Source organism: Bacteroides sp. MSK.18.37 (assembly GCF_019129155.2).
GTDB classification, from domain to species: Bacteria; Bacteroidota; Bacteroidia; order Bacteroidales; family Bacteroidaceae; genus Bacteroides; species Bacteroides ovatus.
The window spans coordinates 6,470,755-6,497,159 of record NZ_JAHOIB020000001.1; the positions used below are offsets into that span (position 1 = coordinate 6,470,755).

General features: G+C 43.2%; 18 protein-coding genes. 11 read left to right on the top strand and 7 right to left on the bottom strand.

Going from position 1 to position 26,405, the window contains the following annotated elements:
- Window positions 1–13 precede the first annotated feature (13 nt).
- Entirely contained in the window at window positions 14–2,323 is a 2,310-nt protein-coding gene (locus KSX81_RS25155; RefSeq protein WP_004318093.1) for an ABC transporter permease, read from the bottom strand.
- A 268-nt stretch (window positions 2,324–2,591) separates the two neighbouring features.
- On the opposite strand from KSX81_RS25155, the gene KSX81_RS25160 reads away from it, so the two are divergent.
- The 6 genes from KSX81_RS25160 (at window position 2,592) to hcp (ending at window position 9,391) form a co-directional block, all read left to right on the top strand.
- Entirely contained in the window at window positions 2,592–3,395 is an 804-nt protein-coding gene (locus KSX81_RS25160) for a metallophosphoesterase family protein (RefSeq protein ID WP_052587814.1), read from the top strand.
- Window positions 3,376–4,179, top strand: a complete 804-nt coding sequence (locus KSX81_RS25165) for a hypothetical protein (protein WP_004295735.1) — start codon at window positions 3,376–3,378, stop codon at window positions 4,177–4,179. The genes KSX81_RS25160 and KSX81_RS25165 overlap by 20 nt, the downstream gene beginning before the upstream one ends.
- A gap of 97 nt (window positions 4,180–4,276) precedes the next feature.
- A complete protein-coding gene (locus KSX81_RS25170; RefSeq protein WP_004295734.1) occupies window positions 4,277–5,617 on the top strand; it encodes a sigma-54-dependent transcriptional regulator in 1,341 nt (446 codons plus the stop codon).
- Entirely contained in the window at window positions 5,614–6,927 is a 1,314-nt protein-coding gene (locus tag KSX81_RS25175; RefSeq protein ID WP_004295733.1) for a sensor histidine kinase, read from the top strand. The genes KSX81_RS25170 and KSX81_RS25175 overlap by 4 nt, the downstream gene beginning before the upstream one ends.
- A 10-nt stretch (window positions 6,928–6,937) precedes the next feature.
- A complete protein-coding gene (locus KSX81_RS25180) occupies window positions 6,938–7,606 on the top strand; it encodes a Crp/Fnr family transcriptional regulator (RefSeq protein ID WP_004295732.1) in 669 nt (222 codons plus the stop codon).
- Between the two features lie 153 nt (window positions 7,607–7,759).
- On the top strand, window positions 7,760–9,391 hold the full coding sequence (hcp, locus tag KSX81_RS25185; RefSeq protein ID WP_004295731.1) for a hydroxylamine reductase: 1,632 nt from the start codon (window positions 7,760–7,762) through the stop codon (window positions 9,389–9,391).
- Window positions 9,392–9,604: 213 nt separating this feature from the next.
- Here the strand turns inward: hcp and KSX81_RS25190 are convergent, their stop codons facing one another.
- The gene (locus KSX81_RS25190) at window positions 9,605–10,789 is read right to left on the bottom strand and encodes a uracil-xanthine permease family protein (RefSeq protein ID WP_217725715.1); all 1,185 of its coding nucleotides are present in this window, start codon (window positions 10,787–10,789) and stop codon (window positions 9,605–9,607) included.
- A 166-nt stretch (window positions 10,790–10,955) separates the two neighbouring features.
- On the opposite strand from KSX81_RS25190, the gene KSX81_RS25195 reads away from it, so the two are divergent.
- Entirely contained in the window at window positions 10,956–12,422 is a 1,467-nt protein-coding gene (locus tag KSX81_RS25195) for a potassium/proton antiporter (protein ID WP_004295729.1), read from the top strand.
- Between the two features lie 281 nt (window positions 12,423–12,703).
- A complete protein-coding gene (locus KSX81_RS25200; RefSeq protein ID WP_004295728.1) occupies window positions 12,704–14,368 on the top strand; it encodes a long-chain fatty acid--CoA ligase in 1,665 nt (554 codons plus the stop codon).
- 240 nt (window positions 14,369–14,608) lie between these two features.
- On the opposite strand, the gene KSX81_RS25205 is transcribed toward KSX81_RS25200, so the two are convergent.
- Window positions 14,609–16,618 carry a glycoside hydrolase family 97 protein gene (locus KSX81_RS25205; protein ID WP_004295727.1) on the bottom strand — a complete coding sequence of 670 codons (2,010 nt, stop codon included), beginning with the start codon at window positions 16,616–16,618 and terminating at the stop codon, window positions 14,609–14,611.
- A 118-nt stretch (window positions 16,619–16,736) separates the two neighbouring features.
- Here KSX81_RS25205 and KSX81_RS25210 point away from each other — a divergent pair, with 118 nt between their 5' ends.
- Window positions 16,737–17,411, top strand: a complete 675-nt coding sequence (locus KSX81_RS25210) for a response regulator transcription factor (RefSeq protein ID WP_004295726.1) — start codon at window positions 16,737–16,739, stop codon at window positions 17,409–17,411.
- Between the two features lie 23 nt (window positions 17,412–17,434).
- Window positions 17,435–18,766 carry a sensor histidine kinase gene (locus tag KSX81_RS25215; RefSeq protein WP_004295725.1) on the top strand — a complete coding sequence of 444 codons (1,332 nt, stop codon included), beginning with the start codon at window positions 17,435–17,437 and terminating at the stop codon, window positions 18,764–18,766.
- A gap of 87 nt (window positions 18,767–18,853) precedes the next feature.
- Here KSX81_RS25215 and KSX81_RS25220 read toward each other — a convergent pair whose 3' ends face one another.
- Genes KSX81_RS25220 through KSX81_RS25230 form a run of 3 tightly spaced genes read right to left on the bottom strand, consistent with a single transcriptional unit; the run spans window position 18,854 to window position 24,376 of the window.
- Complete coding sequence (locus KSX81_RS25220; RefSeq protein ID WP_004295724.1) at window positions 18,854–21,979, bottom strand: efflux RND transporter permease subunit; 3,126 nt, start codon at window positions 21,977–21,979, stop codon at window positions 18,854–18,856.
- A 14-nt stretch (window positions 21,980–21,993) separates the two neighbouring features.
- Window positions 21,994–23,088, bottom strand: coding sequence for an efflux RND transporter periplasmic adaptor subunit (locus KSX81_RS25225; RefSeq protein ID WP_004295723.1), 1,095 nt, complete (start codon window positions 23,086–23,088; stop codon window positions 21,994–21,996).
- Window positions 23,089–23,110: 22 nt separating this feature from the next.
- Window positions 23,111–24,376 carry a TolC family protein gene (locus KSX81_RS25230; RefSeq protein ID WP_004295722.1) on the bottom strand — a complete coding sequence of 422 codons (1,266 nt, stop codon included), beginning with the start codon at window positions 24,374–24,376 and terminating at the stop codon, window positions 23,111–23,113.
- 236 nt (window positions 24,377–24,612) lie between these two features.
- Here KSX81_RS25230 and KSX81_RS25235 point away from each other — a divergent pair, with 236 nt between their 5' ends.
- Complete coding sequence (locus KSX81_RS25235; protein ID WP_004295721.1) at window positions 24,613–24,975, top strand: thioredoxin family protein; 363 nt, start codon at window positions 24,613–24,615, stop codon at window positions 24,973–24,975.
- 241 nt (window positions 24,976–25,216) lie between these two features.
- Here the strand turns inward: KSX81_RS25235 and nagA are convergent, their stop codons facing one another.
- A complete protein-coding gene (nagA, locus tag KSX81_RS25240; protein WP_004295720.1) occupies window positions 25,217–26,392 on the bottom strand; it encodes an N-acetylglucosamine-6-phosphate deacetylase in 1,176 nt (391 codons plus the stop codon).
- Between the last annotated feature and the right edge of the window lie 13 nt (window positions 26,393–26,405).

The window sequence follows — 26,405 nt, forward strand, 5'->3', positions numbered from 1 at the left end:
TTTATGTTTTTAATTATTCACTTTTAAGGCTATTCACCGGATTTTCATTGGCAATCCGCCACGATTTCCAAAGTACGCAGGCTACGATAACGAGAAGATTTACAATCGCTATCAGTACATACGCCGCCCAACTGACAGGCACGTGCTCGGCAAACATATCCATCCACATATCATTGACGTACCATGATGCCGCTACACCGATCACAACGGCTGCAACGGCTACATAGAGCACATCTTTCACCAACATTTCCAGAATGCCGGAGGCTTCGGCACCATTGACTTTACGTATGGCAATCTCTTTGGAACGGCGGCGGACTTCATCGGTTGTGTAGCCTATCAATCCCATCATCATCACAAAGAACATGGTAACCGCCGCCAGTATGGTAGCATTGCTGAAGACGCGGATGGAGTTATAACTCTCTTTTATCATCTGCTCCATCGAACGGAAATCGACCGTTTTATCGGGGAAAGCGTCTGCCGATACTTTATTCAGTTTCTGAAGATTCTCTGCAAAAGGTTCTTTCAGCCGGACATGAACACAGTTTCCGAAATTCTTGGTACTCATCAGGATGAAGGGTGCTTGCGGGTTGGTGAAATTACCGATCCGGAAGTCTTTAATCACTCCCACTACTTTACATACGTAGCCTGAATTATAGACAGTACGGTTCAATAGCTCTGTTCCCCAATGCATCCATTCGCCGTATGTTTCATTGATGGCTACTTCGTTTTCATTCCGTGGCATACGCCCCTCCTTCATCACCATACCCATCATCTTTGGATAGTCTTCCATCATTTCGCAAAAACGGGAGGAGAAAAGTGATTGTCCACTTTCATCCTGAATCATCGTTCCACTATAACTATAGACGGGATGGGAATCGGCACTGGACACGGACTCTACATAAGGCAGGCCACGGAAGAAAGTCAGGGCATAGTCCTGGTTTTCTTTATTGCCGAAATCAGTATTGGCTACGACAACGCGCTTCGGATTGTATCCCAGGTCTTTGTTCAAGACATAGTAGTATTGCAGCATCACCACATACATCAATCCGCAGATGAAAGCTACGCCGGCAAACTGCACGAATAATAGCGGGCGTTTCCATCCTTTTTTTCCTTCTGTGTAGCGGCGGAAGACTTGTGAAACGGGGATTCTGGCAAAGATGCGTCCGGGCAGTGCTCCTCCTATGAGGAACAGGATAGCTACCGTCAGCAGGGGTACCCAAAGACGGTCTAAAGAGAACAGGGCTCCGAGTTCAACGGCGGTTGTGTCTTCTATAAAGTCGCGGAAGTTCAGTAAGATTAATCCCATCAATAGCAAGGCGAAGAGAATAATGATAGCTGTTTCCAATAGGAACATTCCCAGGATTTTGCCGCTGCCTGCACCGCTACACTTATGTACGCCGATGGCTTTGGCACGGTATGAGAGTGAAGAGATGGAGATCAGTACGTAGTTCAAGGTAGCGATAAAAAGGATGATTATTCCCAAGATAGACATGATGTTCCGCATCCGCTTCACGTCCGGTTCTTCCCTGTATACATCACGGATCGGCTTTACAAAAGCGGTATAACCTACCACTTTCTGGTCTTCCGCAGGACGATATTTCTTTATCAGGTCATTCAACCGTGCATTCACCACGGATTTGTCTGCTCCGGGACGAAAACGGATAAATGCGATCCAGCTATCGCCTCCCCTCCAGGAGTAGTTTCCCCATCCACGGCTCCATACGGTAGGCAGAGAAATCACTGCATCCGGTCTGACGGTAGCATTTTCGGGTATGTCGGCGTACGTGCCTTTCACTGTCAGTTCTATTTCTTTATTATAGGAGATTACTTTGCCTATCGGGTTTTCTTGGTCGAACATCTTACGCGCCAACCGGTCACTAAGAAAGACAACATCTTTCTGCATCAGTTCTTTTTCCGGAACACCGCTCAAAACATCGATACCCATAGTTTGAAAGAATAGTGAATCGGCTGTCACTTTGTTAGCTTCAAAACGGACACTTCCATAATAAAGAGGGGCACTCATCCAGACACAATAGCTGGTGGCTGCTTCCACTTCTTTAGGAAAGTTCTCCTGTATGGCACCCGCCACCGGTCCGCAGTTCATTTCCTGCGGCTCAAAGGTTTGGCCATTGGCGGAAAAGACGGAGAAGATCTGATACAGGTTATCATAATCTTTGAAGCATTTGTCAAAGCTCTGTTCGAAAGCCACGCGGGCAAACAACAGGATGCTCATCGTCAGCCCCAACGCCAAAGAGAGGATTTTGATAACGTTGGAACCATGCCCCCGCAATAAAGTACGGATCACATAATAGATTTGTTTCATATTATATTTTATTTCTGTTTTTTCTATTTTCAAGAATGCAGAAAGCATGCCAAAAAAGAATAACAATTCATTATCAAGTGTTTATCATTTCAACCTTTCTGAATATTGTCTAAAAATTAGACAGTACCGTCTAATTTTTAGACAACCGGGAGACTATTCCATTTCTCCTTTAAATTGTTCCAACAGTCTCTATTATCCATGGGGAGATTGTCCATCCCGATAGAAAACTTTATCTTTGCATCTAGTTTTCTAAACTATTAAAGTAATGATGAAGAGGAAGAATTTATATGCACTGTTTTCGTGCCTGTTCCTTTCGGGATGCGGTATGATAGACTATCATCCGTATGACGTCCGCATCAGCGGAGAAACAGAGGTCAACGCCCACAATATGGAAAGAATAGAAGCAAATTGCCAGGGTAAAACTACGATACGGTTCGTGACAATGGGCGACTCACAACGATGGTATGACGAAACGGAAGATTTTGTAAAAGCAATCAATCAACGAAATGATATTGACTTCGTTATCCACGGAGGGGATATGAGTGACTTCGGACTGACTAAGGAATTTCTTTGGCAAAGGGATATCATGAACGGACTTCATGTGCCTTATGTGGCTCTGATCGGAAATCATGACTGTCTGGGAACGGGAGCGGAAACCTACAAGGCTGTATTCGGCCCCACAAACTTCTCTTTCATCGCAGGAGATGTGAAGTTTGTCTGCCTGAATACCAACGCTTTGGAGTATGATTACTCCGAACCTGTACCGGACTTTACCTTTATGGAAAATGAGATAACGAACAGGCGGGATGAGTTTGAAAAAACGGTCATTTGTATGCACGCGCGTCCCTATACGGATGTGTTCAATGATAATGTGGCAAAAGTATTCCAACACTATGTCAAACAGTATGCAGGAGTACAGTTCTGCACGGCCGCCCATACCCATCACCATCAGGACGATGTGATTTTTGATGATGGGATACATTATGTTACCAGTGATTGTATGGATTACCGTACTTATCTGGTATTTACAATAACTCCGGAAAAATACGAATATGAGCTGGTTAAATACTAATTATATCTTACGCGCGGGAGTACTGTCCGTGCTTCTCCTGCTTCCCGGTCTGATGTCTGCTACCTGCAAGAGGGATACAATCATCAACAACTACAAGGATGATTCGCTCCGTTTTATCATCAAGGATGATTCAATTATCACCTTTCGTAACGGGGAGTCTTCATTCACCATTATCAAAGCGGACTCCGTGTTGCCTGCCACACCGAAGCACACCAAACATACCCGCTACGATAATCGGGTTCACCGTTTCCGCAGAAACTGGGAACGGATTATCCCGACTCATTCCAAAATACAATATGCCGGAAATATGGGATTGCTCTCTTTCGGTACAGGATGGGATTATGGAAAACGTAATCAGTGGGAAACGGATGTATTGCTCGGATTCATTCCGAAATATTCTTCGAAGAAAGCAAAAGTGACCATGACGCTCAAGCAGAACTATATGCCCTGGAGCATTAATATTGGAAAAGGATTCTCGACAGAGCCTCTTGCCTGTGGTCTTTATGTGAATACCGTATTTGGAAATCAGTTCTGGGTGAACGAACCGGAACGTTATCCGAAAGGGTATTATGGTTTCTCAAGCAAAGTGCGTTTCCATGTCTTTATGGGACAACGCCTGACCTATGACATTGACCCGCAACGTAGATTTATGGCCAAGTCTGTAACCTTTTTCTATGAAATAAGTACGTGTGACCTTTATGTGATTAGTGCGGTAAACAATAGTTATCTCCGTCCACGTGACTACCTTAGTTTATCATTCGGATTGAAGTTCCAGTGGTTATGATTGGAGATACAAGGGGGATAAAATCAATTTTGAATTACGATTCTTGAATTATCACATCCTTTTTTCGTAAGTTTGCGCTTTACAAACTTGAACGAAAATGAGTAAATCTGGAACAATCATCATTGTAGACGACAATAAAGGGGTGCTGACTGCCATACAAATCCTTTTAAAAAGTTATTTTTCAAAGGTCGTTGCACTCTCCTCGCCTGTCACCCTGACGAGCGTCCTGCGGGAGGAAATGCCGGAAGTGGTATTGCTGGACATGAATTTCACATCGGGCATCAATACCGGCAATGAGGGATTATTCTGGTTACATGAAATAAAAAAAGTACGTCCGGATCTTCCGGTCGTACTTTTTACGGCTTATGCCGATATTGAACTGGCTATCCGGGGTATTAAAGAAGGAGCAACGGACTTTATCGTCAAACCCTGGGACAACCAGAAACTGGTGGAAACGCTGCAAACTGCAGCAACCTCTACGCACAACGATAGGAAAACGGCAAGTAAAGAAAAGCCTGTTCACTCGCCTATGTACTGGGGAGAAAGCAAGGTTATGCAACAACTACGGGCTTTGATTAAAAAGGTTGCCGTCACCGATGCCAACCTCTTGATAACGGGTGAAAACGGAACGGGAAAAGAGATGCTGGCACGGGAAATCCATGCGCTTTCCAACCGCAAATATAAAGAAATGATTGCTGTGGATATGGGAACCATCACCGAATCTTTATTCGAGAGTGAGCTTTTCGGACATATAAAAGGGTCGTTCACTGATGCACACACCGACCGGACAGGTAAGTTCGAGGCTGCCGAAAAGAGTACGCTGTTTCTCGACGAAATAGGAAACTTGCCCTACCATCTGCAAGCAAAGCTACTAACCGCCATCCAACGGCGAAGCATTGTGAAAGTGGGAAGTAACACGCCAATTCCTATTGATATCCGACTGATATGTGCCACGAACCGGAACCTGCAGGAGATGGTAGCGAAAGGCGAATTCCGGGAAGACTTGCTCTACCGCATCAATACCATTCATGTGGAAATTCCTCCCCTGCGCGAACGGAAAGAGGATATTATCCCATTGGCCGAACGATTTATGGTTCACTTCTGCAAGCAATATGACAAGTCGTTGATGAAGTTCACTCCCGAAGCAAAGGATAAATTGACTGCGCATCCCTGGTATGGTAATATCCGCGAATTGGAGCACGTCATCGAAAAGGCGGTTATCATCAATGACAGTCCGCTGATTCCCGCTGAATTATTCCAATTATCCGTACCACGGATAGCCATTCAGGAACAGAGTATCTCCACCCTGGAAGAAATGGAAGTGCAGATGATACGGAAAGCGTTCGATGCCTGTGCGGGAAATCTATCAGCAGTGGCCGCTCAACTGGGAATAACCCGGCAGACACTCTATAACAAGATGAAAAAATTCGGATTATGAGCTCACAGATCCAACAACTGGTGATTCGGTACTGGTTCAGAGTTTTACTGACTGTACTTTTCTGTATATCGACTGTCTGGTTCGGTATTCATCAGTCATACGGTTGGTTGGGGGTTAGTCTTTGTCTGCTGGTACTTAGCATCATCTGGCAAATCCGCCTGTACCAGCTTCACACCAAGCAGGTGCTTTTCATGATTAACGCGCTTGAAAATAATGATAACACTTTTCATTTTCCCGAAGAAAACGGTACTCCCGAAAGCCTTAAGATCAACCGGGCACTCAACCGGGTGGGACACATCTTATATAATGTAAAAGCGGAAACCGCCCAGCAAGAGAAATATTACGAGCTGATTCTGGATTTTGTCAGTACAGGATTGCTGGTACTCAATGACAATGGGGCTGTTTATCAGAAGAACAAGGAAGCACTCCGTCTTTTGGGGCTGAATATATTCACGCATATCCATCAGTTGAGTAAAGTAGACACTACGCTCATGGAAAAAATAGAGAACTGCCGTCCCGGAGACAAGCTGCAAGTGATATTTCACAACGAACGGGGAACCGTTAATCTATCCATACGTGTATCGGAAATCAATGTACGCAAAGAACATCTGCGTATCCTGGCTCTGAATGATATCAATACCGAACTTGATGAAAAGGAAATAGATTCATGGATTCGCCTGACACGGGTTCTGACGCACGAAATCATGAATTCGGTCACGCCTATCACTTCTCTTTGTGACACTCTTCTTTCCATGTCCGAGGGTAAAGATGAAGAGATCAGTCACGGGTTGCAGACCATCAGCACCACAGGAAAAGGCTTGCTCTCTTTTGTAGAATCTTACCGGCAGTTTACACGCATACCTGCACCGGAACCGTCATTGTTCTATGTGAAAGCATTCATAGAAAGGATGATTGAACTTGCCCGCCATCAGAATCCGTGTGACACCATTTGTTTCCACACGGAGATTTCTCCTGCGGACTTAATTCTGTATGCGGATGAAAACCTCATCGCCCAAGTGGTTATCAATCTTCTAAAGAATGCCATTCAGGCAATCGGAAGCCAACCGGATGGTAGAATCGAACTTCGGGCTTATTGCAATGATATGGAAGAAATATGGATCGAGATCAAAAACAACGGTCCCGAAATCCCGTCGGAAATAGCAGAGCATATCTTTATTCCTTTCTTCACCACCAAAGAAAATGGTAGCGGAATCGGGCTTAGTATTTCACGACAGATCATGCGCCTTTCGGGCGGGAGTCTCACTTTGCTGCGGGAGAAAGAAACAACGTTTATTTTAAAATTCAAATAACTATTGATATATGATACCTGCACTCGTCAACAACCCCTTATTCCGAGGGATCACTCCGGAAAGACTTTTTGCCGATCTGGAAGAGATCAGTTTCCATACACGTTCTTATAAGAAAGGGGAAATCCTGGCTCAACAGGGAGCTGTGTGCAATCGCCTCGTCATCCTGACCAAAGGAAGCGTACGTGGAGAGATGATTGATTATTCGGGGCGTCTTATCAAAGTGGAAGACATCGCTGCTCCAAGAGCGATTGCCCCTCTATTTCTGTTCGGTGAGGAGAACCGCTATCCGGTGGAAGTGACTGCCAACGAACCGACAGAGGTTATCGAACTTCCTAAATCAAGTGTATTGAGGTTATTCCGTAAAAACGAGCAGTTTTTGGAAAACTATATGAATCTTTCTGCCAATTATGCACGGACTTTATCGGATAAGCTTTTCTTTATGTCGTTTAAAACGATTCGTCAGAAACTTGCTTCGTACTTGCTCCGATTATACAAACAGCAACAACAGACGCATATCACCCTCGACCGTTCACAACAGGAATTGAGTGATTATTTCGGAGTATCCCGTCCTTCCCTCGCCCGCGAACTGGCACACATGCAGGAAGATGGATTATTAATAGCCGATCGCAAGCATATCACTATTTTACAGAAAGAACAACTGGTACGGCTTATTCAATAATAAGAGCAGTTTAAAGATTTATGAATCGAATAATGAGTGTTTTAGATAAAAAATATTCATTGTTGTAACATTGGTTACAGAATCACCTGAAACTTTTCCTCTACTTTTGCGTTCAATAAATAAAATATTGGACTAATTAAAAACGTAAAAGTTATGAGTATGTTCTGTTATCAATGTCAAGAAACCGCAATGGGTACCGGTTGTACCTTGAAAGGTGTGTGCGGTAAAACGTCTGAAGTGGCTAACCTGCAAGACTTACTACTCTTCGTAGTACGTGGAATTGCTGTCTACAACGAACATCTGCGTAAAGATGGACATCCTTCCGAACAAGCAGACAAATTTATCTATGATGCTTTGTTCATTACCATCACCAACGCCAATTTTGATAAAGTGGCTATCACTGAAAAAATCAAAGAAGGACTGAAACTGAAAAAAGAACTTGGCAACAAGATAAAGATCGAAAATGCTCCTGACGAATGTCTTTGGGATGGAAACGAAGATGAGTTTGAAGAGAAATCAAAAACGGTCGGTGTGCTTCGCACTCCCAACGAGGATATCCGCTCACTGAAAGAACTTGTACACTATGGCCTGAAAGGAATGGCTGCCTACGTAGAGCATGCGCATAACCTGGGCTACGAGTCACCGGAAATATTTGCTTTCATGCAACATGCCTTGTCTGAACTGACCCGCAATGATATTACAGTGGAAGAACTGGTTCAGCTGACTTTGGAAACAGGAAAGTATGGAGTATCGGCAATGGCACAGCTGGATAAAGCGAATACCAGCAGCTACGGAAATCCGGAAATCTCACAAGTGAGTCTCGGTGTACGCAATAATCCGGGTATATTAATCAGCGGACATGACTTGAAAGACCTGGAAGAGTTATTGGAACAAACAGAGGGTACAGGAGTAGATGTATATACTCACAGCGAAATGTTGCCTGCACATTATTATCCTCAACTAAAGAAGTACAAGCATCTGGCAGGAAACTACGGAAACGCCTGGTGGAAGCAGAAAGAGGAATTTGAAAGTTTCAACGGTCCTATCTTGTTCACAAGTAACTGTATCGTTCCGCCACGTGCAAATGCCAGCTACAAGGATCGTATTTACATCACAGGAGCCTGCGGCTTGGACGGGGCACATTACATCCCCGAACGTAAAGACGGAAAACCGAAAGATTTTTCTGCACTGATTGCTCATGCTAAACAATGTCAGCCACCGGTAGCCATTGAAAACGGAACGATTATCGGAGGATTCGCTCATGCACAGGTGACAGCCCTGGCAGATAAAGTGGTGGACGCCGTGAAAAGCGGAGCTATCCGTAAATTCTTTGTAATGGCAGGATGCGACGGACGTATGAAGAGCCGTGAATACTATACGGAATTTGCTCAAAAATTACCTGGTGACACCGTGATTCTTACTGCCGGTTGTGCCAAGTACAGATATAATAAACTGGCTTTAGGTGATATCAACGGCATTCCGAGAGTGTTGGATGCAGGACAATGTAACGACAGTTACTCATTGGCCGTCATCGCTTTAAAACTGAAAGAAATCTTCGGATTGGATGATGTGAATCAGTTGCCTATCGTATACAACATCGCTTGGTACGAACAAAAGGCGGTCATTGTTTTATTGGCATTACTGGCTTTGGGAGTGAAACACATTCATTTGGGTCCTACACTTCCCGCTTTCCTTTCACCGAATGTCAGGAACGTATTGATCGAACAATTCGGGATCGGAGGTATCAGTACAGTGGATGAAGATATTGTGAAGTTTCTATCATAAATGATAAGGAAACAGAAGGGTATTTTACAAGCAGATTCTCTTCTACAAAATAGTGACGGTATTTGATAAGGATAGTGACGGTATACAACAACCATACCGTCACTATTTCCATCATATACCGTCACTATCTTTTTTTCTATATTAGAAGGACTCCTGCTTAATCAGGAGTCCTGCATTTACTCCCGCATAGTGGATGTTTTTTTGAATAGAATTTCAATCCTCTCTGGGTAATATTAAATTGAGAACTACTCCCACCAAAGCTGCCAGTCCAATGCCGGACAATGAAAAATCGCCCCAATTAAAAGCAGCGCCACCAATGCCGACAGTCAGTGTCAAAGATACAATGATTATATTTCTGGTACGGCTCAAATCAATGCAATTATTCACAAGATTACCAATACCCGCACAAGCAATCGTTCCGAAAAGCAATAACATGATGCCGCCCAGTACCGCACTTGGAATGGATCTTAATAATGCACTGATTTTACCGATAACGGAGAATAAGATAGCGGAAATGGCAGCTATTCGGATCACTTGCGGATTAGTAATCTTTGTCAGTGACATGGCTCCTGTCACTTCCGAATAGGTAGTCACAGGAGGCCCACCCAGCAATCCGGCACAGAAACAGGCCAGACCATCACCCAATAAGGTGCGGTGCAACCCCGGATCTTTCACGAAATCTTTTCCGGTGACCGTATTAACGACATAAATATCACCAATATGTTCTATCACCGGAGCAATGGCTACCGGAATCATAAACAACACAGGTTCCCATGAGAATTTAGGAAAGACAAACTGCGGCAATCCAATCCAGGCAGCATCCCTGACACCGGACAAATCCAAATCGTAGAAAAGCCATGCAGCCAGATACCCTACTACAATTCCACAGAAGATAGGAATCAGTTTCAAAAGCCCTTTGGCTTTCATTGAAACAACGACTGCGGTAACCAACGAAAGCAGTGCCAGTACCCAGTTCTCTTTTGCCATATTCACTCCTGTTCCCGCCAGTGACAAACCTATCAGAATGATGACAGGTCCTATGACAACAGGAGGAAACAGCCGCTCAATCACCCTCACTCCCTGCCATTTGACAAGCGCACTCATCACAAAGTAAACTAATGCTACTCCAACCATGCCGGATAAGGTGCCGGGCAACCCATAAAGTTCTGTCGCTTTAATGATAGGCGCAATAAATGCGAAACTACTCCCCAGAAAGACAGGAACCTTTCCACGCGTAACCGCATGAAAGATAAGCGTACCAATACCTGCTGTAAACAGAGCTGTAGAAGGGTCAAGCCCTACCAATAACGGTACGAGTACCGTAGCACCGAAAGCTACAAACAAGAATTGTACCCCCACCCCCCCTTTCCTCAAAGGTGTAAGATTATTTGAATCCATAAGTATAATGTAGATTATTCTTTGCAAAATTAGTCTTTTTAGACAATTTAACTCCCTTTTTTCACAAAAATACATCCAAAAAGAGTTTTTATTTGTTGTTAATAATGTGTAACTTCGCACGGTGAGAATTAATACGACAATTTTATAACTTTATAATATATTGCCTATGATATTTACAGCAGAAAACACCCTACTTATCGGTTCTATCTTACTTTTCGTCAGCATCGTTGTTGGAAAAACCGGATACCGCTTTGGAGTACCTACCTTATTATTGTTCCTCGTAGTAGGAATGTTGTTTGGAAGTGACGGCCTCGGCCTGCAGTTCCACGACGCGAAAGACGCCCAATTTATCGGTATGGTGGCCCTTAGTATTATCCTTTTCTCGGGAGGTATGGATACGAAATTCAGAGAAATCAAACCTATTCTAGGTCCCGGTATCGTGCTTTCCACTGTCGGAGTACTACTTACAGCTCTTTTCACCGGACTCTTTATCTGGTGGATATCAGGTATGAGCTGGTCAAATATTTATTTACCTATCACTACTTCCCTGCTTTTGGCCTCCACCATGTCATCTACGGATTCGGCTTCGGTGTTCGCCATTCTCCGTTCACAGAAGATGAACTTGAAACACAACCTTCGTCCCATGCTGGAACTGGAGAGCGGAAGTAATGACCCGATGGCCTATATGCTTACCATTGTCCTGATACAGTTTATTCAATCGTCAGGTATGGGAGTCGGAGCTATCGTAGGCTCTTTCGTCATCCAGTTTATCGTCGGCGCGGCTGCCGGATATGTACTTGGAAAGCTAGCTATCCGGATGTTAAATAAGCTCAATATTGATAATCAAGCCTTGTATCCCATCTTATTACTGGCATTTGTGTTTTTCACTTTCTCCATCACCGATTTACTGAAAGGTAACGGATACCTTGCCGTATATATCGCCGGTATCATGGTGGGAAACAATAAAATCATGCACCGTAAGGATATCTACACCTTTATGGACGGACTGACCTGGTTGTCGCAAATCATCATGTTCCTTTGCCTGGGATTGCTTGTCAACCCGCACGAAATGCTCGAAGTAGCTGCCGTGGCATTGTTGATTGGTGTTTTCATGATTATTATCGGGCGCCCGTTAAGCGTGTTCCTTTGTCTGCTTCCATTCCGGAAAATCACGATGAAATCACGTATTTTCGTATCTTGGGTAGGATTACGCGGTGCAGTTCCTATCATCTTTGCTACCTATCCGGTAGTGGCGGGCGTAGAAGGTTCGAACCTCATTTTCAACATTGTATTCTTTATTACCATTGTCTCATTGGTCGTACAGGGAACAACCATTTCTTTCGTCGCCCGGATTTTGAATCTTTCCAAACCGCTGGAAAAAACCGGTAACGACTTCGGAGTGGAACTTCCGGAAGAAATAGACTCTGATCTTAGTGACATGACTATCACCAAAAGTATGCTGGAAGAAGCAGACACATTGAAAGATATGAATCTTCCGAAAGGCACGCTGGTAATGATCGTGAAGCGCGGAGATGAGTTCCTGATTCCCAACGGAACACTGAAACTGCACGAAGGAGATAAACTATTACTTATTTCCGAAAAATCCAAAGAAGAAGATACTGATTCAGAATAACATCTGAAAAGAGTTATTCAGTACACTATAACTGATTCGTCTCCACGCATGAAACCTCTTGCCTTTGCAAGATATTCGTTTCATCTTCATGCGTGGAGACGAAATGTTTTATATAGGCCAATGAACTAGTTCTAAGGAAGAAACACGAATGACCTTTATCCGGCTGATAAAATTGTTCGCTCCCCCTCCGTTAATTAACCGTAAAACTTGAATTTAAAATTCGGTTTACATCTACGAAGTATTAATTTTGCGCAGTTTTAAACTAAATGTGCAAAAATCGAATGGAACAAGAACATCAGTTCATTGATTATATTGAGCAAAGCATCATCAAAAACTGGGACAAAGATGCCTTAACTGACTATAAAGGAATTACCCTCCAATATAAGGATGTAGCGCGTAAAATCGCTAAATTTCACATCGTCTTGGAAAGTGCCGGCATCCAGCCGGGAGATAAAATAGCCGTTTGCGGACGTAACAGTGCTCACTGGGCAGTTACTTTCCTGGCGACTATCACTTACGGAGCTGTTATTGTTCCCATTTTGCATGAATTCAAGGCAGATAATATTCATAATATCGTCAACCATTCCGAAGCCAAATTACTTTTCGTCGGCGACCAGGCATGGGAGAACCTGAATGAAGATGCCATGCCTTTGTTAGAGGGCATCGCTTCGCTGGCTGATTTCTCGGCATTAGTGTCCCGAAACGAAAAACTCACTTACGCTTTTGAACACCGGAACGCTATTTACGGTCAACAGTATCCCAAGAACTTTCGCCCGGAACATATTTGTTACCGGAAAGATCGTCCGGAAGAACTAGCTATCATCAACTATACTTCCGGTACCACGGGTTACTCTAAAGGAGTGATGCTCCCCTATCGCAGTCTTTGGTCAAACGTGGCTTACTGCTTCGAAATGCTTCCCGTTAAACCAGGAGATCATATCGTTTCCATGTTGCCTATGGGACACGTGTTCGGTATGGTATATGATTTCCTTTACGGATTCTCTGCAGGTGCACACATCTATTTCCTGACGCGTATGCCGTCTCCGAAAATCATTTCCCAATCTTTCTCCGAAATCAAACCCAAAGTGATTTCTTGTGTACCGTTGATTGTGGAAAAGATTATCAAGAAAGATATTCTTCCTAAAGTAGACAGCAAAATCGGCAAGTTATTGCTGAAAGTGCCTATTGTGAACGATAAAATCAAATCGCTGGCACGACAGGCTGCCATGGAAATCTTCGGTGGAAACTTTGACGAGATTATTATCGGAGGTGCTCCTTTCAATGCGGAAGTAGAGGCTTTCCTTAAAAAGATAGGGTTCCCCTACACCATCGCTTACGGTATGACGGAATGTGGTCCGATTATTTGTTCCAGCCGTTGGGAAACACTGAAACTTGCTTCCTGCGGAAAGGCAACCAGCCGAATGGAAGTCCGTATTGACTCACCGGACCCGAAAACACATGCCGGAGAAATCGTATGCAGAGGAATGAATATGATGCTGGGATATTATAAAAATCCGGAAGCTACGGCGCAAATTATTGATGCTAACGGTTGGCTGCATACCGGTGACCTCGGTACGTTGGATGAAGAGGGTTATGTGACAGTCCGCGGACGTAGTAAGAACCTGCTTCTCACCTCTAGCGGACAGAATATCTATCCCGAAGAAATTGAAAGCAAGCTGAACAACATGCCGTATGTTTCGGAGTCACTGATCGTCTTACAGCACGAAAAACTGGTAGCCCTGATCTACCCGGATTTCGACGATGCTTTCGCTCATGGATTGCAGCAGACGGATATTCAGAAAGTAATGGAGCAAAACCGTATCGAATTGAATCAACAGCTTCCTAACTATTCTCAAATAAGCAAGATTAAAATCCATTTTGAAGAATTTGAAAAGACTGCGAAAAAGTCAATCAAGCGCTTTATGTATCAGGAAGCAAAGGGATAATTATCCCGGATAACACAATGAGTATCCTTGCAATAATTCTCATAGTATTAGGCACGGATTATATAAACTGATAATGAGAACATGCTTAATAATAAAAACGGTGAACAGCCTCAACACTGTCCACCGTTTTTTCTAACCTCTAACTAACTTTATTTATACTACCTATTTTTCTATCTTCCTACCTAAAAACGAATCCTATTTCCATTATTAACAGTCTAACTTTATAATCAATCGATCTTTTTAAAGTGCCATAAATGAAATAGCCTGTCCGCCTCCGGCAGCCATTCGTATGTTCAACGTATTTTCAGAAGTAACCGTTTGTTCCGTTATCCGGTAATCCGTAGGATTTGATTTCCAATCCGCATTCTCTCCATCCGCATAGATGACAGCTTTATACTGTTTGCCCGGTTCCAGGAAATCCAGTTTTATTTCCAGTGTACGGGGTTTCTCGTTCGTTGCCGCTCCCAAGAAATAGTTGCCTTTTGCTTTACGCACGATGGCTACAAATTCCCCCGGTTCTCCTGCCAATGCTTTCGATTCGTCACAATCCGGATCGAAATCGCGGAAGAACTGGAAAGCCGGATGGCCTTCATAATTTTCAATCATATCAGATGCCATCTGCAAGGGAGAATACAAAATCACCCAGTTAGCAAGCTGTTTCGCCAATGTTGTATTCACACGGCTGTTTCCTTTATCCTGATCGTTCCATTTCTGGCGACGGGGAGAATCTTTGGTGTTCAGAAACAAAATATCAAACGTACCCGGTGTATAATCCAGCGGACCGGACAGCATACGGGTGAACGGCAACATGACATGATGAGACGGAGGATTTCCTTCGCTCCATGCATTCCATTCCATCCCTCTCACTCCTTCACGTGTCATCATATTAGGCCATGTACGACGGATACCGGTATCTTTAATAGGTTCGTGCGCATCCAGCGTCATTTTGTGACGGGCAGCTGTTTCCACCACTTTCTGATAGTGGTTGACCCCATATTGGCTGTGATGAAGATAACCATTCGGGAAAGCTCCCGCATATCCTGTCTTAAGGACATGGATACCGTGGTCTGTGTACCATTGCATAGCATGATCCATCTGGCGCTCATAGTTGGGAATATTCCCTCCGGTCTCGTGATGGCCGATAACTTCAACTCCTTTTTCCTTTGCATAACGAACCACTTCATCAATGTCAAAGTCAGCATACGGTTTCGTAAAGTCAAAGTTTTGCATACCACCCCAGCTTTCCCAGCCTTCATTCCAACCTTCAAACAAAACGCCTTCAATCTGATTGGCAGCGGCAAAATCAATGTATTTCTTGGCATTGACAGTAGTGGCTCCATGACGTTCATCCATCTTCCAGGTTTCTACGCCGAGATGCATCCCCCACCATACACCTACATATTTCATCGGACGAATCCAATCGGTCGTTTCTATTTTACTTGGTTCATTCAGATTTAAAATCATAGCCGAATTAATCAGACTAACGGCATCCGGAACAATCTGAATAGTACGCCAGGAAGTAGTGAAATGATTACCTTTACGCACTTTCACACCATCAGGCCATGGAGCAAGTTCAGCTTTCAACGTATAGTTTCCTGCCTGCTTCAAAGTCATTTCCGAGAAATCGTACAATGCCGCTTCATGAATACTTCCGTAGACACCATCGGCAGTTTTAAAAGTGAAAGGAGTATTGGCTGTCTCCACCTCGGAAATGGGACGTTGCGCATAAAGCAATTCATAAGTTTCGGCACTGGCAGGAATGGACCATGATGTACCGTCTTGGCGAAAACGGAAAGTTGTCAGTTCATCCGTAATCAATAGGGAATCCGCTGCGGGCACATTATATTCATAACGGAACCCTACCCCATCATCAAACACACGGAAACGGAGAGTTAACTCCACCTGATCTTTATTGACCAAATTTACCGCCATCTCATTATAATGATTTCTATTGGTTTTATTTTCACCCCATGGTTGCGTCCATGTTTCATCTTTACTGTCGAAAGTCGTGTTTTTTATCTGAAATCCTCCGCCCAGGTCGATACCGTTTTTCTCCGTAAATCCCAATGTCGAATTTTCAATCAACAATGAGTCACCTACTAAAACGTTATACAGCGGTTTGCCGTTGTCGTCTACTGTTAAAGCCATTTTGATATGACCGTCCGGCGATTTCACTTCTGTTTTCGGACTGCTACACCCGTAACATCCCAGCACACACAGAAAAGCTCCAATGACATAATTTATTTTCATAGCATATCTATTGTTTGTATATAGTACAACTCAAAAAGAAGAAACACTTAAATGTAGGGCGGATTTCTTTCTCCGGATGCCAGGAAAAAAGTATCTTTGCACATAAACAATCTGAATTATGGCAAAGATACTATTGGTTGAAGATGAAATTAATATCGCCTCTTTCATCGAACGGGGATTAAAAGAATTCGGGCATTCGGTAACCGTCTGCCATGACGGGAATACGGGTTGGAAAATCCTTCAGGACGAACCTTTCGACCTTTTAATACTGGACATTATCATGCCTAAAATAAATGGTTTGGAGCTTTGCCGACTTTATCGCCAAATGTTCGGGTATCAAATCCCGGTAATCATGCTGACAGCTTTAGGAACAACCGAAGACATCGTCAAAGGACTGGATGCGGGAGCAGATGATTATCTCGTCAAACCTTTTAGTTTCCAGGAACTGGAAGCACGCATCAAAGCCCTGTTGAGACGCAACAAAGAAGTCCCTTCCAATCTATTGACTTGCGATAACCTGATATTGGACTGCAATACCCGAAAAGCCAAAAGGGGTGACATAGACATCGACCTTACTGTTAAAGAATACCGCCTGCTCGAATATTTCATGACTCATCAAGGGGTTGCCCTCTCACGTATCACTCTGCTCAAAGATGTATGGGACAAGAATTTTGATACCAATACCAATATCGTAGATGTTTACGTAAACTATCTCCGGGTAAAGATTGATCGTGACTTTGATAAAAAGCTGATCCATACAGTCGTAGGATTAGGATATATCATGAATACTTAAACTCACCAACACTAATCCCGGCTATGAAAATAGGTTCTAAAATAGCTCTCTTCTATACATTAATCAGTGTACTGACCACTGTCATCATCATTGCTGTATTTTATATTTTCAGTACGCAGTACATCAATAAACTTTATGCTTCTTACCTGCGTGAAAAAGCCTACCTGACCGCACAGAAGCATTGGGAAAAAGATGAAGTAGACGAACAGAGCTACCAGATTATCCAGCGCAAATATGACGAACTCCTGCCCGAAGCCCATGAGATTCTTTTAAATATGGACAGTCTCTCCGAAGTGCATGATACGCTGAATAAATACCTCACACAACACCAGCAGGCTCTTCTGCTGGCAGGACAGGACAGCATCCCTTTCTCCTTCAAATATAAGGATCAACTGGGAGCCGCCCTTTATTATCCGGATAATGAAGGAAACTTTATCGTACTCGTCATGTCCCGGAATGCCTACGGAACAGAAATCAAGGAACACCTATTGTTGCTTTCCATATTTCTCATCTTAGCCAGTTCCGTCCTGATCTTTTTTATCGGAAAAATATATTCCGGCCGTATTCTGGTTCCCCTGCAACACATACTAAAGGAATTGAAAAGAATACGTGCCAACAGTCTGAACCGCCGATTAAAGACCACTGGTAATAATGACGAACTGGAGGACATGATAAAGACATTAAATAGCATGCTCGACCGTCTGGACAGTGCATTCAAGGCAGAAAAATCCTTTGTCAGTCACGCTTCACATGAGTTGAACAATCCGATTACTGCCATTCAGGGAGAATGTGAAATCAGTCTGCTGAAAGAAAGAAGCACGGGAGAATACATTGAATCCCTCCAACGAATTTCTTCGGAAAGCAAACGGTTATCCAGCCTGATCCGGCATCTTCTTTTTCTTTCACGACAAGAAGAAGAACTCCTGAAAAACAATATTGAAGAGATTATTTTGGCCGATATATTAAAAGAGTTGACAGCTTCTGATGAGAGAATCCATCTTCATTTGGAAGAGACAGACCCGCAGATGACTGTAAAAGCCAATCCATATCTGTTGAAGATAGCATTAAAAAATATAATAGATAACGCCTGCAAATATTCTGATAAAGAAGTAAATGTGACTCTCTACCGGGAGCAACAACAAGTCATTCTTGATATAGAAGACCGGGGAATCGGTATTCCACAAGAAGAAATAGAACACATATTCCAGTCTTTCTATCGGGGCAGTAATACCCGGGACTATGCCGGACAAGGCATCGGACTTAGCCTGACCCTGAAAATCATTTCTGCTTATCATGCAAAGCTGGATATATCTTCAGAAATAGAAAAAGGAACAAAAGTACGGGTGATTTTTTAATCACCCTTCTTTTATCCCTTTCTCTCTCTACCTACTGAAAACTACAAATTTAATCTATGAACGTTTTTTCCACAGAATAGAAATGAACTAAATACGTCTTTGCAATAACTTTCCGTTTTTATCATATAACATTCGTTCATATACCACTTCCACAATAAGAGGAAAGACAAACAAGGCAAAGAAAGTCGCTCCTATCAATCCGCCGATAATGACAATCGCCAACGGACGTTGTGATTCCGAACCAATTCCATGACTCATGGCAGCGGGCATCAAACCGATAGCTGCCATTGCCGCTGTCATAATCACAGGGCGGATACGCGAGCGCACTCCTTCCTTAGTGGCTTTCTCCAAGGGCGAGCCGAGTTTTAGATTCGCCTTTATATCGGAAATCATAATCACCCCGTTCTGAATACAAATACCAAACAAGGCAATAAAACCGATACCGGCAGAAATGGAGAAGTTGAACTGCGTTATCAGAAGAGCCACAATACCACCCACGGCAGCGAACGGTACATTCAGCAATACCAGTCCCGCATCCCGCGCATTAGAGAATAGAATAAACAGGATGATAAAAATGATAGCAATACTGATAGGGACAACCTGTGCCAGACGTTTCGTGGCACGTTGCTGGTTCTCAAAATCGCCCGTCCATTTCAGAGAATAGCCTGCCGGCAAATGTACGGAAGCATTCACCTTTTTCTGCGCCTCGGCAACTGCCGTACCCATATCACGACCTCTCACCGAGAATTTCACAGCACAGAAACGAGCGTGATTATCACGGAATATCAATAACGGTCCCGTAATCGTCGTTATATCTGCCAATTCTTTGATAGGTACCATCGTTCCATCCATCGCCGGAACCAATATCTTACCTATCTCCTCTTCATTCTGACGGAATTGTTCGCTGTATCTTACCATGATATTAAACTTCCGCTCATCCTCATACAACAGTGAAGCCGATTTTCCGCCAATAGCCATTTCGATAATTGATTGCATATCTTCCTTAGCAACGCCATAACGCGCCAATTGGCGTTCATTCAACTCTATACGAAGCTCCGGCTGACCGATGTTCCGAATCACACCCAAGTCTTCAATCCCTTGAACCGTACCCAGGATTTTCTCTATCTGAACCGCATATTTCTCCGACTCATACAAATCTTTACCAAACACTTTCACCGCAATAGATCCTTTCACACCGGAAGCTGCTTCCTCCACATTATCGGTAATCGGTTGTGAGAAATTGAAGTCAATACCGGGATAAATGGATAAATCATCCTGCATCTTATCAATCAGTTCCAGTTTTGTCAACTTACTCTCCCATTCCTTTTCGGGATAAATATCAACGTGGAACTCGATATTATAGAATCCGGTAGCATCTGTACCGTCATTCGGTCGTCCGGTTTGCGACAGCACTTGCCGCACTTCCGGAAACGTTAATAGTTTCTTTCTCATTTTATTGGCAAGAGTCACCGATTCATCCAACGAAATGCTCTGTGGCAAGGTAGCACGAATATAGATAGATCCCTCATTCAACTGCGGAAGGAACTCCGTACCCAGGAAAGAGAAAAGCCATAATCCGACACCTGCTATTACGGTTGCCATTCCGATAGTCAGCTTCCTGTGCGCATAGAATAAATCAAAAAGAGCCGAACACTTCACATTGATAAAATGGACAAAACGGTTATTTTTCTCACGAACATTCTTTTTCAGTAACATGGAAGACATCACCGGAACCAATGTCAATGTAAAGATCAAAGCTCCCAACAGTGCAAAGCCCAACGTGTATGCCAAAGGAGAGAACATCTTTCCTTCTACCTTCTGGAAAGAGAAGATAGGAATCAATGCAGTGATGATAATCAATTTGGAGAAGAAAACCGCTTTTGCCTTGTCTTTTGCCGTGTGACGGATCAAGCCCATTTTAGACATCACATTAAAAGCCGGCATCCCCACTTCCCTCGCTTTCTTGTCCAAAGCCACAAACACTCCTTCCACCATCACCACGGCCCCATCAATAATAATACCGAAGTCTATGGCTCCCATAGAAAGCAGATTGGCGGACATTCCCATCACCCGTAAACAGATAAATGCGAACAAAAGGGCTAATGGGATAACGACAGCAACAATCACGGTAGTCCGCCAATCTGCCATAAAGATCAATACAATAAACGTAACCAATAATATTCCTTCAATCAGGTTATGCGTCACAGTCTTTACCGCCAGATTCACCAAGTCCTCCCGGTCATAGAATGCCACTATCTTCACATCTTTCGGAAGCACATTCTGATTCAAGTCTTCTATTTTATCTTTCAGGTTGGCAATCACCTCACCCGGATTCTCTCCTTTCCGCATGACTACAATCCCCTGTACAACATCATTTTCATCCATTCGGCCCACTTGTCCCAAACGAGGCAGACAGGATTCGTGTACATCGGCAAGATTCTTCACCAGAATCGGAGTGCCATTGATGTTTTTCACTACGATATTTCTCAATTCATCCAGATCGTTAATCAAACCGATTCCACGAACCACATAAGCTTGCGAACTTTTAGTGATAACATCTCCTCCTACATTGATATTACTTTTAGCTATCGCATCATACAGTTCCAAAGAGGTAATGCCATAATTAATCAACTGGTGAGGATTCACACTTACCTCAAACGTCTTCACCTCCCCGCCGAAGCTCACAATATCCGCTACGCCGGATACCGAACGGAGATTACGTTCGATCACCCAATCCTGAATCGTTTTCAGTTCCCGCACACTGCGCTTGTCACTACGAAGCGTATAACGGAATATTTCCCCCGTTGGTCCATACAGAGGTTGTACTTCCGGAGTTACCCCGTCCGGAAGGTCGGCATCATTCAATAAATTATATACCTGTTGACGTGCGGTGAAATCATCGACACGATCTTCAAACATTACATTGATGACAGAAAGCCCGAAAAGAGTGGTGGAACGAATATCCGTTTTCTTCTGAACGGGATTCATCGCAATCTCAACAGGAATGGTGATAAACTTCTCTACCTCTTCGGCACTACGTCCCGGCCATTGCGTGATAATCGTCACTTTCGTATTCGTCACATCCGGGAAAGCATCTATCGGAGTATGTTTAAAGGAAACAGCTCCGGCTATAACGGCAATCGCTGTACAGAAGAAAATAAAGAATTTATTTTTCAGCGAGAAAGCCACTATATTATCTATGAATTTGTGCATACTATTTTCTGTTTTTAATCTGCATTCAACGCATTATATACCAACAATACATTATTATTCAGCACTCTGTCTCCCTCGGAAAGTCCCGAACGGATATAGCACTCCTTGCTCAACTGCTTGTACACATCCACCTCTTTCACCTGCAAACGCTGATCCGGCTCCACCACGACCACATAATTCTTTCCTCCTTCAAATACCAGTGCATGAGCATCAATACGAGGCATGGAAGTTCCATCCGCTTTACATTTCACACTTACATTCGTAAACATCCCCGGTTTCAACAAATATTCTTCATTCTTCAATTTGATGCGGACATTCATCGTTTTACTTTCACTATTCAACAAATGATACACCTTATCAATCGTACCGGCAAACATCTTATCCGGATAAGCCAACGTAGAAATGCGTACGGAGGCACCTTCGGAAACCTTACTGATATCGCTTTCATACACATCCGCCATCACCCATACGTCTGACAACCCCGAAATCGTGAACAGCACTTCACTCTGATCCGGACGCAACTGCATATCCCTGCTGATTTGTTTCTCCACAATAAACCCCGAAACGGGAGATTTCAGCTGATAATAAGCATTTCCGGAGAAATTATAAATAGAGAAAACATCCTTTATTCTTCTTTCTTCGGCTTCGGCACTTGTCAACTCCTGCTTCGCCTGAAGTACATCTTTATCCGAAGCCATGCCGGAAGCATACATATCCTGCGTAGCATCCATATTTCTGCGTGCCAGCAATAATTGTTGTTCCGCCTCTTTCAATTGCTTTTCATAATCTGCCACTTCTCCACTGCGGATGACTGCCAACACATCTCCCTTACGAACAAAGTCTCCTATTTCAGCCTTCAATTCTGTTACCGTACCTCCAAACATCGGATATACATGTGCCACCTGATTCTCATTAAAAGTGACCCGCCCGTTCAATGTCAGTTCGTCAATCACCTCTTGAACGTGAACCGTATCGACAGATACAATTCTCAACAAGCTATCTGTCAGGCATAAGGCAGCCGGTTCAACATTCGTTTGTTCTCCTTTACCGGAGCATGCTCCCAATACGGTAGTAAGCAATATGCAAGGAAGGAATTTATTCCAGTTCATAGTCTTTGATAATTTATGAATATTAGTAGTTCAATATAGTTTGTCCGATAGTTGTATTCAGGTTTTCCATCGCCAGGAAAACATCTTTCTTTATTTCATGCAACTGAATACAAGTTTCTTTATAGCTGTCATAGTAATCGATAAACTCCAATAAACTGATATTTCGTTTCTTAAAGTTTTCATTCACTCCCGCAATCAATTTTTCAAAGTTACGTTCCAGTTCCATATTGGTAGATTGATAAAGCTGAACTGCTTTATCCAGTGAAGCATAAGCGGTATAAAGCTCCATATCCGCACGGTTAGCCGCATTTTCCTGTTCCGCTCCTGCCTGCTGGATACTAAAACGGGCAGCTTTCACATTTCCCTGGTTGCGGTTGAAAATAGGTACTGACAAGCTCACTCCTATTGCAAAATAGTTATTGATAAAGTTTCCGGCACGGTCATAACTACCATTCACCGAAAATTCCGGAAATGCCATTGATTTCTGCAATTTCAGATTTGCACGGGAAGCACTGACCGTACTCCGGGCAATCTTGAGATCCGGCCGTTCATTCACCATCGCTTTCAAGTCGGCGAACGATAGTTGAGACAAATCCAATTGCTTCAACACCTCTTCATCCAGTGATAACTCAACCATCGTGTCTCCCGGAAGATTTAACAAGACATTAAGTTCCCCTCTAAGGGTCAACAACTCGTTTTCCCGTTCATTCTTCTCTTTCTTCAAAGAGAACAACATAGATTCCAGACGGGACATTTCCATCAATGAAATATTTCCTTTCTCCTGTTGCAGTTTCATTCCGGCAAGTAACTCTTGCAGAGAATTCACTTCCTTCTCATAAATGGATATGGATTTCGAGAGAAAATAGACTTGTACAAACTTCTCATTCAGCTCCTGACGAAGTGTTCTCATCACCTCTTCAAACTGATATTCTGCTATTTCCTTGTTGATTTTCTCCAGTTTCACCTGCTTATTCCGTTGTCCGGCAAGACGAATTACCTGTTCAATTCCCACAACCATTTCGCCCTCCTTACCAAAGTCAAAATACTTTCCGTTCAGGCGGTTATAAACATTCTGTTCTAACGAGATTACCGGATTCTCAAATAATTTGGCTTGCAGCACTTGTGCCTGTGCCATATCAATGTTGTACCGTTCGGCTATCAGCGATAAGTTACGTTCCAGAAAACGTTGTTCCGCCTCTTTCAGCGTTAATGTTCCTGTGGTAGCCTGTTGCGCGCATATTCCTCCTGTCAGCAGAAGAAAAAAAGAAATTAGAAATACTCTGTTCATTACTATATTTATCTTTATTACCTTATTGTAGTTGTCGCGGCAAAATTACAAATCTGTAACCGGAGAGACGGGAAAAAGTCATTATAAGCCTCTCATATCAGATTAGAATTTGATTAGAAAACAGCCATAGAAGGAAGAATTGTAAACACAACAGGAAAAATGGCTATCCTTCTTTTATCCCAACTCCCCTATCTTTGCAGTAGAGAAAATGAAATGAACCATTAAAAATAGAATATATGAAAATAATAGATTTAACCAAAGATAGTTTTGTAGAGAAGGTAGCTGATTATCAATCTTATCCTGATAACTGGAACTTCAAAGGGAATAAACCTTGCCTGGTCGATTTTCATGCCCCGTGGTGCGTCTATTGCAAAGCTTTATCGCCTATATTAGACCAACTAGCTAAAGAATACGAAGGGAAATTAGATATTTATAAAGTAGATGTCGATCAGGAGCCGGAATTGGAAAGTGCATTTAAAATCCGCACCATTCCCAACCTGCTACTTTGCCCGCTGAACGGCAAACCGACAATGAAATTAGGTACAATGAATAAAAACCAATTGAAAGAACTGATAGAAACCAGTTTACTTTCAGAATAAAAATACATTAAAAGTCCGGGATACTTCTGATGATGATAAACTGCCGGACTTTTGATATCATACAGAACATTGGCTTTTATAATAGGGAGTGTGTCAAAACGCAGATTAACGCGAATTATCGCAGAAATAATTTTATAAGTCATTGATTAATATATCAATATAAATGAAATAATCTGCGATAATTTGCGTTAATCTGCGTTTTATTATTCATTATGACCCTCCTCTTTGGAGATTATTTCAACTATTCTTTATGCAACAGAATATCAGTTCCCGGAACAATCTTTCCCATCGACCATACACATCGTACATTCAGTTCCTTATCAAGAATCACAATATCAGCATCCTTTCCCTTTGCCAACGCCCCTTTCCGGTCACTCACTCCAATTAAACGGGCAGGAGTTTCAGAAGCCATACGCACAGCATCTTCCAAAGGAATATTGGCTTTCTTTACCATGGTGTGAACCAATACATCCATCGTAGCCAGGCTACCGGCCAATGCAGAATGATCTGCCATCTTACATACGCCGTCCTCTATGATATAGCGAGGATCAATCGGTTCATTCCCTTCATAAGCAGCATACGCCAAAGCATCGGTAACAAGACAGGTATTCTCCACGCCTTTCAACTTATAAACTAGTTTCAGGATAGTGGCAGGCAAGTGAATGCCATCCGCAATCACTTCCACGGTCATTCCATCCGTCAGATACACACTTTCCACTGTACCCTCATATTTATATTCACGGCGTTTATGGAAACCCGGCATCGCATTATAGAAATGAGCGGCGTGAGAAAATCCTACTGCAAATGCAGCTTTAATTTCATCATATTCGGCTTCGGTATGTGTAACAGCAGTCATAATTCCTTTCGAACGGGTATACTTTGCAAAATCATGTGCACCGGGTAGTTCGGGACTAATATCCCAACGTCTGATACAAGACGTACGCGCCAATAAAGGAATATATTCATTTTCATCCGGAGTTTTCAGAAAACCGTCATACTGTGTTCCCGCCATCTTCGGATTCAAGTAAGGACCTTCGATATGCAGGCCAAGAACAGGAGAATCCTTCTCTTTCATCAGGTTTTCACAGACATCAACTGCCTGGTAGATTCTTTCGAACGAGGTAGATGATAATGTAGGAAATATCCCGGTAGCACCATGTTTCAGATGTGCAGTAGTTGCCGTGCGGAATGCTTCTTCCGTTGCTTCCGTATAATCATGTCCGCCACCTCCATGTGCATGCATACTTACAAATCCGGGCACAATCGTCATCCCTCTGGCATCAATAACCGTTGCACCGATAACCGCCAAATCACTGTTGGTCACCTCTAATATTTTTCCATCACAAATCAATACGGAACCATCTTTCAACCAGCCTTGCGGGGTCAATATTCTTCCATTTATTATTTGAGTCAACATAGTTTTCGTTATT